We start from the raw sequence: 13,354 nt of genomic DNA, 5'->3' as shown, positions 1-13,354 counted from the left end.
CCTTAGAACGTCCGCGCCTTGGGCGCGATTTTCTTGAGGCTGATGCCACCTTCGTCTTCGGTGGTCAGCGGGTCGACGATGACCGGGCGATAGCTGAGTTCAACCTTGTTGCCCTCAACCCGGCTGACGGTGTGAACACGCCAGTTTTCATCGTCGCGTTCGGTGTAGTCTTCGTGCGCGTGGGCACCGCGAGATTCCTTGCGCGCCTCAGCTCCGACAATGGTGGCCAGCGCGCTTGGCATCAGGTTGGTCAGTTCCAGCGTTTCCATAAGGTCACTGTTCCAGACCAACGAGCGGTCGCTGACCTTGAGGTCGTCCATCTTGGCGGCAATCGCTGTCATCTTTTCGACGCCTTCGGCCATAGTTTTGGCGGTCCGGAATACGGCAGCATCCTCTTGCATGGTTCGCTGCATCTCAAGCCGCAGATCGGCGGTCGGGATGGCTCCGCTTGCGTTTCGCACCGCGTCGAAGCGATCAAAGGCCTTGTCGACCGACGCCTGGTTCAGAACCGGGTTCGGAGCCTTCGCATCAACAACCTCACCAGCGCGGATCGCTGCCGCGCGGCCAAACACCACAAGGTCAATCAGCGAATTCGAACCCAATCGGTTCGCACCATGGACCGATGCACAGCCAGCCTCACCCACGGCCATCAGGCCGGGGACAACAGCGGTCGGGTTGTCGGCCGTCGGGTTCAGAACCTCACCCCAATAGTTGGTTGGGATACCGCCCATGTTATAGTGCACGGTCGGCAGAACCGGGATCGGCTCCTTGGTCACATCGACGCCCGCAAATACACGCGCCGATTCCGAGATTCCCGGTAGGCGCTCGGCCAGTGCTTCGGCCGGAAGGTGGCTGAGGTTCAGGTGAATGTGGTCGCCATTCTCACCGTGACCCCGGCCTTCACGGATCTCCATGGTCATCGAGCGCGAGACATAGTCGCGCGGCGCCAGGTCCTTATACTGGGGCGCATAACGCTCCATGAACCGTTCACCTTCCGAGTTGGTCAGGTAACCGCCTTCGCCGCGCGCGCCTTCGGTGATCAGACAGCCCGAGCCGTAGATGCCGGTCGGGTGGAACTGAACGAATTCCATGTCCTGCAGCGCAAGACCCGCACGGGCCACCATGCCGCCACCGTCGCCGGTGCAGGTATGGGCGGAGGTCGCGCTGAAATAAGCCCGGCCATAGCCGCCTGTCGCCAGCACCACCATCTTTGCGTTGAAGACATGCATCGTGCCGTCGTCCAGCTTCCAGCAGACGACACCCTGACACTGACCATCGTCTGACATGATCAGGTCGATGGCGAAGTATTCGATGTAAAACTCGGCGTTGTTCTTCAGCGACTGCCCGTAAAGCGTATGCAGGATCGCGTGACCGGTCCGGTCTGCGGCGGCACAGGTACGCTGAACTGCGGGACCCTCCCCAAACTCAGTAGTGTGGCCGCCGAAAGGGCGCTGATAGATCTTGCCTTCTTCGGTCCGGCTGAACGGCACGCCGTAGTGCTCAAGCTCATAAACCGCCTTGGGTGCTTCGCGGGCGAGGTATTCCATTGCATCGGTATCGCCCAGCCAGTCCGAGCCTTTGACGGTGTCATACATGTGCCACTGCCAATGGTCTGGGCCCATGTTGGACAGGGATGCCGCGATACCGCCCTGCGCAGCGACTGTGTGAGAGCGTGTCGGGAACACCTTGGTGACGCAGGCTGTTCGCAGGCCCTGCTCTGCCATGCCAAGCGTTGCACGCAGACCCGCACCACCTGCGCCTACGACAACGACGTCGTATTCGTGGGTTTCATATTCATATGCTGCTGTCATTCTTCTTGTTCCTTATCGCGCGCCGTTAAAGGGCCAGCTTGACCAAGGCAAACAGCCCGGCCGCAATCAGCGTGTAGCCCAGGGCCCACATCGCAACGAGAGAGACTTTTTCCATAATTCCGTGAACATAATCCTCGATCGTTTCCTGAGCTTCGTACATCAACTGAAGCATGCCCACTATCAGAGTTAGGGCAGTTACGATCGCCGGGAAGGGGCGGCTGAAATAGGCCACAACCTCTTCGTAGGTGCCGCCAAGGCCTGCGCCAAACGTGAATATGAATATCGGAATCAGCACGGTCAGGATCATTGCCCGAACCATCACCTGCCAATGTGTTCGTGTGCCGGATTTACCTGCGCCCAAACCCTGTGCGCGTTTACGGTCTGTCAGATATCGCATGTGCCGTCTCCTTACACCACAAGCACGGTGATAACGGTGAGGAGGGTCGCGCCAATGAACATGCCCAGACCCAGTTTTTCGGCGACTTTAACGTCAAGGCAATATCCGAAATCCCATAAGACGTGCCGCAGGCGACCCAAGGTATGATACCAAAGCGCCCAGGTCGCTACGGTCAGAAGGATATCCCCGAACCCACTGCGCAGAAATCCGTCAATGGCAACAAACCCGCTTTCCGAGGTCGAAGCGGCCAGCAGCCACCAGACGATCAGGATTGCAACGGCGAAAACACCCAGCCCCGAAAAACGGACCATGATCGATGACACGGACGTCATCTGCGGGCGGTAAATCATAATATGTGGCGAGAGCGGGCGGTTGCCCCGATTGACATCGGCCATGTCGGCTCCTCTTTCATTGGCTACCGGTGGTTTTACCCTTTTTTGATCCTCTGTCACGTGCTGCTTGAGTAAAAATGGGTAAAATGGGCTCAAAATCGAAAATTTTGCCAATACGTGATCACACTAAATCGCACTGTGATCACAAAATTTATTCAATCCTCATTATGTTAGCGTTTTCAGGGGAAAAGCATCGTGATCACGAATCTATTGCCGCTGCTCCAAAGCTGCCGACTGTTGCACAACCTCGCGCAGCAGCTTTTTCCGGATACGGTCAGGGTAGTCCGCAAAACCCGCGGCCGAGACAACAAACGCGCCCTCACCGACAATGACGTTTTCAAAGAAATAGGCCGTCAGATCCGGTTCGCTTTCTTCGATCGCGATGGCGTTGACCGTGACACCCCTGCTCCGCAGCGTATTGTGTAGTTCGGACGGCTCTACCCCTTCGTTTGAGACCCCATCACCCGAAATGTCTATCAGATGGCGTTTGCAGTCTGACACAGCATCAAAACTGGACATCGTCATCTCAAGCGCTTCACCAATGGCCGTGGAAAAGTTGCGCCAGACTCTGGGATCGCTGGCGACCTGAGCGGCAAAACGTTCAAGCGCGTCAAAGCTGTCGATTCTGGTCCAGGGGATCGTCACTTTCTGGCGCGACGAGCCGGTCCATTGCACAAGCATCAACTGTGCCTGCCCGCGCACCAGTGCCTCTGACACAAGAGGATCACGCAACCCTTCGGCCAATCCGTCCATCTGGATGCGGTATTCTTTTGTGTCGACCGATCCCGATACATCCACGGCCAACGCCAAAGCCAGATCACACGCCAGCGCAGGCGGTGTCAGAAACAGGCAGGCAAGAAGGGAACGCAGCAGGACCATAGCCGCAGCCTAGCACGAATAGGGGAAGCTGTGATCACATGAGTGTGCGTCACCTCAGACCGGCATCAGAGCCCAATAATCAAGGTCAAGCAGGACATTTGGTTGATACCGACCGTCTTCGTTTTTCAAAACAAACGGCTCACCGCCCTTGGTTGCAACCAGTCGCAAGCGAATGGCCCCAATGCCCGGCACAGTGGTTTGAGCCTTGTCCAGAACTTCGGACCAAGCCTTGATCGTGTCGCCGGCGAAACAAGGGTTGGCATGCGCCCCGCCATTCAGACCGACAATCATCTGCGCATTTGCAAGCCCGTTGAACGACAAGGCCCGCGCCATCGAAATCACGTGCCCACCATAGATCAGTCGGCCATCTGGTCGGAACGTCAGGTCAAAATGCACTTTTGCCGTATTTTGCCAGAGGCGCGTGGCCAGCATATGCTCAGCCTCTTCCACAGTTACGCCATCGACATGATCAATGGTTTCGCCAATTTCATAGTCGCCCCAGCGATGTCCCTCGCCCGATTGAACAAAGTTGTAATTCGAGAAATCCAACCCCGATGGTACCACCAGATCCTGCGGATCAAGCGCCTTTTTCAGATCCGGAACAACGGCTTCGGGTGCAGGGGCGTCAAGGTTCGATTTGCGCACCATGACCCAGCGCACATACTCGATCACAACCTCGTCGCGCTGGTTAAAGCCACGCGTGCGGACCCACACCACCCCGGTCTTACCGTTCGAGTTCTCTTTGACGCCGATCACCTCAGACTCCGCGCGCAACGTGTCACCGGGATAGACCGGCTTTAGCCACCGCCCTTCGGCATAACCCAGATTTGCCACTGCGTTCAGCGAGATATCAGGTACGGTTTTGCCAAAAACCACGTGGAACGCGGCCAGATCGTCAATCGGGCTTTGCGGCAGGCCACAGTTCCGGGCGAACTCGTCCGAGGAATAGAGCGCATGCCGTGCGGGATACAGCGCATGATACAGCGCGCGCTCTCCATCCGTTACGGTGCGCGGCACAGCGTGGTGCAGCACCTGCCCAACTGAGTAATCCTCGAAAAAGCGGCCCGGATTGGTTTTTGCCATTACTGCTGTCCCAGTTTCATGTCGGGTGAATAGTCGGTATCGACCTCTTTGATCACGGCCTGCGCGCACCGCATCATACGGCTGGATTCGTCAAACGCGTATGAGGGGTCGCCATACAGCTCCCATCCTTTGGCCAGCGCGTCCGAGACCTTGTGGCAGAAGGCTGACGTGTCTTCCTCGGTCAGCAGCCGGTAGAGTTTTGCCATTGCATCAGCTCCTTACGACGGAAATGGCCAAGGACCAACCAGCCCGTGGATGTAACCGATGATGCCCAACAGCACGATCGAGCCAGCAAAGAACATCGCGTCCTTGCCGAAGGTGCCGGGCTCACCGGGGGTCCATTCAGGCTCGGAGCGGTTGATGACAATCACCTCGACCACCGCCCAAGCCAGCAGGCCGCCGAACAGAATGATCGAAGCCAGATCGCCATTGACCAGAAGATGCGCGAAAGCCCACAGCTTGAACCCGCCCAGCATCGGGTGGCGGAGCTTGTGCAGCAAGCGGCCCTTGGTTCCGGCCGGGCTCATCAGATAGATCGCGATAAGCACCAAAAGGTTGTTGATGTGGATCATGAATGCCGGTGGCGCCCAGACATAGATGAAATCGGTCATGCGATAGCCGAAGATCATCAACAGGATTGCAGCAACCAGTGACAGCGCCACCGCGCCCTTGCCCGCGTCGCCCATCGCCGCGCGTTGCGTGGGCATGACACGTTTGAACAAATGGGCGGCCCACCACAGTGCCACCCCAAGGATCAGAAGAACAAAGCCCATACTGGCCTACCCCGCTTGCAAAGCTGAAATCGCCTCTGCTTTTGCCAGAATTTCGCGGGCTGTTACAACATGCAGATTTTCAACGATCTTCCCATCGACCACTGCAACACCCTGACCCTGCGCCTCGGTCTCTTCAAACGCAGCAATCTGACGGCGCGCCAGATCAATCTCAGCCTGCGATGGCGCAAAAGCCGCGTTGGCGATATCGATCTGCGCCGGGTGAATCAGAGTCTTGCCATCAAAACCCATATCGCGGCCCTGCTCACATTCAGCGGCCAGACCATCAGTGTCTTTGAACGCGTTGTATACCCCGTCGACAATGATCAGCCCCTCGGCCTTGGCGGCCAGCAGGCATAAACCCAATGAGGTCATCAGCGGCAGGCGGTCGGCGCGGAACCGGGTTTGCAGGTCTTTGGCCAGATCATTTGTGCCCATCACAAAACCTGCCATCAGCGGATGAGCCGCAATCTCAGCTGCATTCAGCATGCCGCGCGGCGTTTCCATCATCGCCCAGACCGGCTTGTCACCCGTGATGGCAGCAAGGGCGTCCACGTCAGCGGCTGCGTTCACCTTGGGTAGCAACACAACATCAGCGTCCATATCACGGACCGCCTCGGCATCGGCGCGGCCCCATTCTGTATCCAAGCCGTTGATGCGTACGATCTTGACGCGTTCACCGTAGCCACCAGCCGCCAGCGCCCCGCTCAGCGTTTGGCGCGCATTTGCCTTTTCCTCAGCGGCCACCGCGTCTTCGAGATCAAAGATGATCGCATCCACCGGCAAGGTGCGGGCTTTGTCCAGTGCCCGCTCGCGCGAGCCGGGGATGTACAAAACTGAGCGATAGGGGCGCTGACGGGCGTCCATTGGCCTCTCCCTTTGCAACAAAATTGCGCGAAATGGGGCATTTTTTTCTGGAAAGTTCAAGGACAAAATCGCCGCAACGCAGCATGAGCCAAGCAACGTGCGTAGGCTTAACTTAATTTGGGTCCGCCAACCCCAAGCTGAAGGCCAGATGGAATCAGGAGAGTTTGCAGATGAAAAACATGCTGATCAAATTGACGACGGGCCTTGGTATCATGGTGCTGGCCGCTCAGCAGGTACAGGCCCGCACCTGCGCCCCACGCGACGAAATGGTGAAACGACTGGCAGGCACGTATGGCGAAACGCGCCACGCCATCGGACTCGCGCGACAAGGTGCGATAATGGAGCTTTTTGCTTCGGATCAGACCGGCAGCTGGACGATCACGGTAACGCTGCCGGACGGAACAAGCTGCCTGGTCGCAGCGGGTCGGGACTATGAGGCAATCACAGAAGCCCTTCCACCCAATATCTAAGTCAAGGCATCCCAGATCAGTTTGCTGCCAGTAATGATCAGCAATACATAGGCAATGCCAAAAAACAGCCGTTCGGACAGCATGAAATGCGCCCGGACGCCCAGCCAGGCACCCAGCAGTGCAAAAGGTGTCAACAGCAGATCAGCCCATGCCGTGTGCCAGGTAAACATACCGAGAAAGGCGTAGGGAACGAATTTCGTGATGTTGATGACCCAGAAGACCAGCACAGTGGATGCCTGAAACTCGGTCTTCGTCAGGCGTTGCGACAGCAGATAAACAGCTGCAGGCGGCCCGCCGGCATGACTGACAAAACTGGTAAACCCGGCGACCAGCCCGGCAAACAACCCGGCAGTTGGCGGCAGTCTTTTTTCAAAGCCGCGGATCAGGCCTTTGCTCTGGGCGAAATGCCAGGCTACGAATCCGACCGAGATTCCGCCAATCAGCAAACGCAGCAGGTCATCATCGGTCGCGCGGTATAGCCAAGCGCCCAGCGCGACCCCAGGGACTGCACCCAAAATCAACAAGCGCGAGTCAGGCCAGCTCCAGCGTTTCCAATACGGGCCAAGGGTCGCCACATCAATGACCATCAGAATGGGCAGCATCAGTGCAAGCGCCTGCCCCGGCTCAAGTATCAGCGCCAGAATCGACGACGACGCAAAGGCCACGCCTGACCCGAACCCGCCCTTCGAGATGCCCGCAAAGATCACCGCCGGAATTGCGACGGCAAAAAACATCAGGTTCAGTTCGAACATGCGGCATCCCGTATATTGGCTTGTCTAAAAAGCCGTTTAGCGCAATCAGCGCGCCCGGTGCAAACTGTATGCGGTTGCATGCCGCGCTGCATAACCCTTGCGCGAAAGTCATTTACCGACTAGCACAACCGCGACTTCAAAACCGACCGGAGACAATCCAAATGGCCAGACCCAAGATCGCGCTGATCGGCGCAGGTCAGATCGGCGGCACGCTCGCCCACCTCACAGCAATGAAAGAACTGGGTGATGTCGTCCTGTTCGACATCGCCGAAGGCATCCCCGAAGGCAAAGCGCTCGACATCGCTGAATCCGGGCCCTCAGAGGGTTTTGATGCCAAGCTGAAAGGCACCCAGTCCTACGAGGATATCGCAGGTGCCGATGTCTGCATCGTAACGGCAGGTGTACCGCGCAAACCGGGGATGAGCCGTGACGATCTGCTGGGGATCAACCTGAAAGTCATGAAATCCGTCGGTGAAGGCATCGCCGCCCATGCGCCTGACGCCTTCGTCATCTGCATCACCAACCCGCTGGATGCGATGGTCTGGGCACTGCGCGAATTCTCTGGCCTGCCGCACAATAAGGTCTGCGGCATGGCTGGCGTCCTGGACTCGGCCCGGTTCCGGCACTTCCTGGCCGAAGAATTCGGTGTGTCCATGAAAGACGTCACTGCCTTCGTTCTGGGCGGCCACGGAGATACCATGGTGCCGTCGGTTCGCTATTCGACCGTTGCGGGCATCCCGCTGCCCGATCTGGTCAAAATGGGCTGGACCTCGCAAGACAAGCTGGACGCGATCGTACAGCGCACCCGCGACGGCGGCGCCGAGATTGTTGGTCTGCTGAAAACAGGATCAGCCTTCTACGCCCCGGCAACGTCGGCGATTGAAATGGCCGAGGCATATCTGAAAGACCAAAAACGCGTCCTACCCTGCGCCGCCTATTGCGATGGTGAGCTTGGTGTGACTGGCATGTACGTAGGTGTCCCCACCGTAATCGGGGCTGGCGGCATTGAAAAAATCGTCAACATCACCCTGAACGATGAAGAGCAAGCCGGATTCGACAACTCGGTCAATGCTGTGAAGGGTCTGATCGAGGCTTGCAAAGGCATCGACAACTCGTTGGCATAAAACTCGGTGTAACCGACTATGATTCTGAATGCGCGTCTTCGGGCGCGCATTTTTTGTTTGGCTGACCTGTTCGGGTTCTGCTATCGGCGCGCGTCTAACATTCTTTCCGTCAACTCTGATAAAATCCGACATGCCTCCAAACCTGGTCTGCGGAATGCAACACGACGCGATCATTTTTCTCGGGTCGTAACCGCACTCAGGACTATCGGGTAGGCGATTGCCCCAGGTGTTGATTTGAAGAATCGATGCGGCTGCTCAAATCAATCGGCCCACATCAACGGGTATCTTGTGATCACACCCAAAAATTCTGTGATCACAAAAGTCGAAAATCTTAGCGAAAAAGTCCTAAGGCAGCAAAAAAGCCTTTATATTTCTGCTCTACAGCCGTCTATAACGACTTAATCGTAGTCAGACGGGACAGTTTCGATGAACATTCACGAATATCAGGCCAAAGCTCTTCTTCGCAGCTATGGCGCTCCGGTCTCCGAAGGTCGCGCGGTTTTGCGCGCCGAGGAAGCCAAAACCGCAGCCGGTGAACTGGATGGCCCCCTTTGGGTTGTCAAAGCACAAATCCACGCAGGTGGTCGCGGCAAGGGGTCTTTCAAAGAAGCCGATGCCGGCGAAAAGGGCGGTGTACGTCTGACCAAGTCGGTGGAAGAAGCCGCCGAAGAAGCGAAGAAGATGCTGGGCCGCACACTGGTCACGCATCAGACCGGCCCCGCAGGCAAGCAGGTCAACCGCATTTATATCGAAGCCGGGTCTGGCATCGAACGCGAATTGTACCTGGCCCTGCTGGTAGATCGTCAGACCAGTCGCATCTCATTCGTCTGCTCGACTGAGGGCGGCATGGACATTGAAGAGGTTGCTGCTGCCACGCCCGAGAAAATCCTGTCCTTCTCGGTCGATCCTGCGACCGGCTACCAACCCTATCATGGCCGCCGCATCGCCTTTTCGCTGGGGCTGGAAGGCGCGCAGGTCAAGCAATGCGTCAAACTGATGAGCCAGCTTTACGCCGCCTTCGTCGAGAAGGACATGGAGATGCTGGAGATTAACCCGCTGATCATTTCGGACAAAGGTGATCTGAAAGTGCTGGACGCCAAGGTCGGCTTTGACGGCAACGCAGTCTACCGCCACCCCGACATCGCCGAACTGCGCGACGAGACCGAGGAAGACCCCAAGGAACTGGAAGCGTCGAAATACGACCTGAACTATATCGCTCTGGATGGTGAGATCGGGTGCATGGTGAACGGTGCCGGTCTGGCGATGGCCACCATGGACATCATCAAGCTGTATGGGGCTGAGCCTGCCAACTTCCTCGACGTGGGCGGCGGCGCGACCAAAGAGAAAGTGACCGAAGCGTTCAAGATCATCACCTCGGACCCGAACGTCAAAGGCATTCTGGTCAACATCTTCGGCGGCATCATGCGCTGTGACGTCATCGCCGAGGGCGTTGTCGCAGCGGTGAAAGAGGTCGGCCTGCAGGTTCCGCTGGTCGTACGTCTGGAAGGCACGAATGTCGAGAAAGGCAAAGAGATCATCAACACCTCTGGCCTGGACGTGATCGCGGCGGACAACCTGAAAGACGGTGCTGAGAAGATCGTGAAAGCGGTTAAGGGTTAAGCTGAAATGGGAGTGGGAGAAGCCATAGCGCTGTTAGCCTTCGCTGCACTGGTCATCGTGATCTTTGTTGCGAAGGAGAACCGTCTAGCTGACCCAAATCGAGCTGACACAATCTACGTTTCCCAAATGCGAGAAGTATGCTCATTGAAAGATGGCCCTGTCTCCGCAGCGCTAGTCAGACAATCCGGCAACCTTTACCGAGATTTGGGACTCTTCGATCACTGGAGAGACGCGATGGCCGAAATCGAAAAGTCCATGAGCCGCGCCAAGATCGACTCCGTGTTTGTTCAATCGAATGGTGCAGAACGTTTTGAAGTCATTCGTTTGCATCACTCCCATGGCGGCAAAGCCGAAGGAAAAAAACTTGGAGGGGCGGTTATCGCCTCGGAGGCTTAACACTCGCGCTCATCGCGCGGCAAATTCAGGAGACTCCTAAAAATGGCAGTCCTCATCGACGAAAAAACCAAAGTGATCTGTCAGGGCTTTACCGGCTCGCAGGGCACATTCCACTCTGAACAGGCCATTGCTTATGGCACCAAGATGGTCGGCGGTGTGACCCCCGGCAAAGGCGGGATGACCCATCTTGACCTGCCCGTGTTCAACTCGGTCCACGAGGCCAAGCATGTGACCGAAGCCAATGCCAGCGTGATCTACGTGCCGCCTCCCTTTGCGGCCGACTCGATCCTCGAAGCGATTGATGCCGAGATGGAAGTGATCGTCTGCATCACCGAAGGCATCCCGGTTCTGGACATGATGAAGGTGAAACGCGCGCTGGAAGGCAGCAAATCGCGCCTGATCGGCCCGAACTGCCCCGGTGTCATCACGCCTGACGCCTGCAAGATCGGCATCATGCCCGGTCACATCCACAAGCGCGGCTCGGTCGGTGTTGTGTCACGTTCGGGCACCCTGACTTATGAGGCCGTCAAGCAGACCACTGATGTGGGTCTGGGCCAATCCACCTGCGTCGGCATCGGCGGCGACCCGATCAAAGGGACCGAGCATATCGACGTGCTGGAATGGTTCCTTGCCGATGACGAAACCGAGTCGATCATCATGATCGGTGAAATCGGTGGCTCGGCCGAGGAAGAAGCCGCGCAGTTCCTGGCGGATGAGGCCAAGAAGGGCCGCAAAAAGCCAGTTGCCGGTTTCATCGCAGGCCGCACAGCCCCTCCGGGCCGCCGCATGGGCCACGCGGGCGCGATTGTCGCCGGCGGCAAAGGCGGTGCCGAGGACAAGATCGAAGCCATGCGCAGCGCCGGTATCGTCGTGGCCGAAAGCCCGGCGCAGCTGGGCGAGGCTGTGCTGGAAGCGATTGGTTGATAGGAATCAGCGCAGAGCTATGCAGTTTAGTGTCAAAACACTTCTGTCATTTTCCGGGCGGGCCTCCCGCTCGGAATACTGGATGTATGTGACTCCGATATTGTTATTGCTGTTAGCTGCTCTGACATTCGATCTATTGGCTCTTGGTCCGACGACTTATCAAGAGTTTACCACGACTACAGATTTGCTGACCGGTGAACAGACGCACGAGATATCCAATGTCACTGATTACAGCCCTCGAATTGGAAGCCTCGTTGTGTCGCTTTTGGTCCTCGTACCTTTTGCGGCAATGCTCACACGTCGAGTGCACGATATTGGATTCCCGGGTTGGTATGCTTGGCTCGCGCTTTTTCTAGCTTTTTTCTTTGGCCCTATGCTGTCCTTTTTTGTGGGTCTGTTAGGGCTGATTTCGGTGAAATTAGCTTTGATTTTTGCTTTCCTGCTAGGGGTACCACAACTTGTGCTTTCGCTCTTGGGATTCGTAGTAATCGTATTGTGGGGCACAACTCCTTCTGAACCCGGAACCAACGAATACGGGCCAAATGCTTCGGAGTTAACCGCATGACCTTCTCCGACGCCATCCGCACCTGTTTCTCCAAGTTCTTCACATTCTCTGGGAGAGCCTCGCGGCCCGAATACTGGTTCTTTTTCCTGTTCATCGTGATCTGGAACATCATCGCAGGGATCATCGACTGGCAGTTCTTCACGCAAGTCTCGGTCAGCCAGAGCGATGAGGTGAAATCCGTTACCGCAACGTCCTCGCAACCGGTGCAAAGCATCGTCAGCCTGATCGTATTCTTCCCACATCTGGCCGTCGCGTGGCGGCGGATGCATGATACCGGGCGCAGTGGGCTTTATGCCTTGCTGCCGATCCTTTTGATCCTCGGCGCTGGCGCGGTTCTGATCTTCGGCATCGGCCTGGCGTCCCATTTCCAGCATGGCGGCAATCTGGACATCCTGTTCACCCGCGCCACGCTGTTGATCGTCATTCCGACACTGCTGATCCTTTTTGTGTCGCCTCTTCTGGTGCTGTGGTGGCTGACCCGCCCCAGCCAACCGGGCGCCAACCAATACGGCCCGAACCCGCATGAGGTTGCCCCATGATCGGACACGCAGGAAAATCTGGTTTCACTCAGCCACAAACCGGAAAGGATCAATGAGATGGTCCTGGTTTGCCACAAGCACAAGTTCATTTACCTGAAGACGACCAAAACGGCGGGCACCTCGACCGAAAAAGCCCTGCAGCCCTTGTGTGAAAAACCGGGGCTGGGTGAGTTGCCGAACGGAGAGGTCAGGATCTCAAAACATGGGATTGTGGGGGCACGTGGACCCAGAACGCAGAACACCCATCGCATTCTGCGGTTGTGGCACAGGCACAAACACCCTTGGCGCAATCATATGTCGGCCATAAACGTAAGGGAAAACCTGGGTGCCAAGACATTTGACAGCTATACCAAGATCGCAAATGTCCGCGATCCTTTCGACCGGGTGGTGTCGCAGTTTCATTTTATGAAATACCAGAAGAATCTGCCTTCGGAGGACGCGAAAACCGAATTCGAGCAGTTCAGATCGTTCGTCTTGTCGGGCACATGGTCGATAGATTGGGACATCGTTTCGATCGATAATAAACTGATTGTTGATCGTTTCATTCGCAAAGAACACCTTGTCGCCGACTTGAAAGAAACGCTCGCTGGATTTGGTCTGCCGGAAAACGGTTTTAAACTCGGACACGACAAATCCATGAAAGAAAGACGAAAGGGCATACCTGTGCCAGACTATTATGACCCTGAAACAATAGATGTCGTTCGACGAAACATGGCCTGGGTATTTGATACACTGGGTTATCCAGACCAGCCGCAACACTGAAAC

The 13,354-nt window shown here is 56.7% G+C and carries 17 protein-coding genes; 8 read left to right on the top strand and 9 right to left on the bottom strand.

Annotation, left to right across the window (positions count from 1 at the left end; translation table 11 throughout):
• Window positions 1–2 precede the first annotated feature (2 nt).
• The 8 genes from sdhA to AVO44_RS14300 all read right to left on the bottom strand — a co-directional run bounded on the left by sdhA (window position 3) and on the right by AVO44_RS14300 (window position 6,199).
• Window positions 3–1,811: a succinate dehydrogenase flavoprotein subunit gene (gene sdhA, locus AVO44_RS14335; protein WP_068338134.1), complete on the bottom strand. Its 1,809-nt coding sequence runs from the start codon at window positions 1,809–1,811 to the stop codon at window positions 3–5.
• A 25-nt stretch (window positions 1,812–1,836) separates the two neighbouring features.
• Entirely contained in the window at window positions 1,837–2,208 is a 372-nt protein-coding gene (locus AVO44_RS14330) for a succinate dehydrogenase, hydrophobic membrane anchor protein (protein WP_068338132.1), read from the bottom strand.
• An 11-nt stretch (window positions 2,209–2,219) separates the two neighbouring features.
• Window positions 2,220–2,603: a succinate dehydrogenase, cytochrome b556 subunit gene (gene sdhC, locus AVO44_RS14325; protein WP_068338130.1), complete on the bottom strand. Its 384-nt coding sequence runs from the start codon at window positions 2,601–2,603 to the stop codon at window positions 2,220–2,222.
• A 204-nt stretch (window positions 2,604–2,807) separates the two neighbouring features.
• Window positions 2,808–3,479: a DUF1194 domain-containing protein gene (locus AVO44_RS14320; protein ID WP_068338128.1), complete on the bottom strand. Its 672-nt coding sequence runs from the start codon at window positions 3,477–3,479 to the stop codon at window positions 2,808–2,810.
• Window positions 3,480–3,533: 54 nt separating this feature from the next.
• The gene (locus AVO44_RS14315) at window positions 3,534–4,562 is read right to left on the bottom strand and encodes a MaoC family dehydratase (RefSeq protein ID WP_068338126.1); all 1,029 of its coding nucleotides are present in this window, start codon (window positions 4,560–4,562) and stop codon (window positions 3,534–3,536) included.
• Entirely contained in the window at window positions 4,562–4,768 is a 207-nt protein-coding gene (locus AVO44_RS14310) for a DUF1737 domain-containing protein (protein ID WP_068338124.1), read from the bottom strand. Before AVO44_RS14310 ends, AVO44_RS14315 begins: the two co-directional genes overlap by 1 nt.
• Window positions 4,769–4,780: 12 nt before the next feature.
• The gene (locus AVO44_RS14305; protein WP_068338122.1) at window positions 4,781–5,335 is read right to left on the bottom strand and encodes an NnrU family protein; all 555 of its coding nucleotides are present in this window, start codon (window positions 5,333–5,335) and stop codon (window positions 4,781–4,783) included.
• A 6-nt stretch (window positions 5,336–5,341) separates the two neighbouring features.
• Entirely contained in the window at window positions 5,342–6,199 is an 858-nt protein-coding gene (locus tag AVO44_RS14300; RefSeq protein WP_068338120.1) for an HpcH/HpaI aldolase/citrate lyase family protein, read from the bottom strand.
• 170 nt (window positions 6,200–6,369) lie between these two features.
• Here AVO44_RS14300 and AVO44_RS14295 point away from each other — a divergent pair, with 170 nt between their 5' ends.
• Window positions 6,370–6,669, top strand: a complete 300-nt coding sequence (locus AVO44_RS14295; protein WP_068338118.1) for a hypothetical protein — start codon at window positions 6,370–6,372, stop codon at window positions 6,667–6,669.
• Here the strand turns inward: AVO44_RS14295 and AVO44_RS14290 are convergent.
• Window positions 6,666–7,421 (bottom strand): sulfite exporter TauE/SafE family protein, encoded by a 756-nt coding sequence (locus AVO44_RS14290; protein WP_068338116.1) that lies wholly within the window; start codon window positions 7,419–7,421, stop codon window positions 6,666–6,668. The genes AVO44_RS14295 and AVO44_RS14290 overlap by 4 nt on opposite strands.
• Window positions 7,422–7,582: 161 nt before the next feature.
• On the opposite strand from AVO44_RS14290, the gene mdh reads away from it, so the two are divergent.
• The 7 genes from mdh (at window position 7,583) to AVO44_RS14255 (ending at window position 13,351) form a co-directional block, all read left to right on the top strand.
• Window positions 7,583–8,545: a malate dehydrogenase gene (gene mdh, locus AVO44_RS14285; RefSeq protein ID WP_068338114.1), complete on the top strand. Its 963-nt coding sequence runs from the start codon at window positions 7,583–7,585 to the stop codon at window positions 8,543–8,545.
• A 426-nt stretch (window positions 8,546–8,971) separates the two neighbouring features.
• Entirely contained in the window at window positions 8,972–10,165 is a 1,194-nt protein-coding gene (sucC, locus tag AVO44_RS14280) for an ADP-forming succinate--CoA ligase subunit beta (protein ID WP_068338112.1), read from the top strand.
• Between the two features lie 234 nt (window positions 10,166–10,399).
• On the top strand, window positions 10,400–10,561 hold the full coding sequence (locus tag AVO44_RS21065) for a hypothetical protein (RefSeq protein ID WP_157769983.1): 162 nt from the start codon (window positions 10,400–10,402) through the stop codon (window positions 10,559–10,561).
• A 42-nt stretch (window positions 10,562–10,603) separates the two neighbouring features.
• Complete coding sequence (sucD, locus tag AVO44_RS14270; protein WP_068338108.1) at window positions 10,604–11,485, top strand: succinate--CoA ligase subunit alpha; 882 nt, start codon at window positions 10,604–10,606, stop codon at window positions 11,483–11,485.
• 19 nt (window positions 11,486–11,504) lie between these two features.
• Entirely contained in the window at window positions 11,505–12,050 is a 546-nt protein-coding gene (locus tag AVO44_RS14265) for a DUF805 domain-containing protein (protein ID WP_068338104.1), read from the top strand.
• Window positions 12,047–12,589 (top strand): DUF805 domain-containing protein, encoded by a 543-nt coding sequence (locus AVO44_RS14260; RefSeq protein WP_068338102.1) that lies wholly within the window; start codon window positions 12,047–12,049, stop codon window positions 12,587–12,589. Before AVO44_RS14265 ends, AVO44_RS14260 begins: the two co-directional genes overlap by 4 nt.
• Window positions 12,590–12,646: 57 nt before the next feature.
• Window positions 12,647–13,351, top strand: coding sequence for a sulfotransferase family 2 domain-containing protein (locus AVO44_RS14255; protein ID WP_068338100.1), 705 nt, complete (start codon window positions 12,647–12,649; stop codon window positions 13,349–13,351).
• The last annotated feature ends 3 nt before the right edge of the window (window positions 13,352–13,354 follow it).

It is taken from the genome of Ruegeria profundi, from assembly GCF_001507545.1.
Classification (GTDB): Bacteria; Pseudomonadota; Alphaproteobacteria; order Rhodobacterales; family Rhodobacteraceae; genus Ruegeria; species Ruegeria profundi.
The sequence above is the reverse complement of the archived record's forward strand: the minus strand, read 5'-3'. Positions and strand labels throughout refer to the sequence as shown.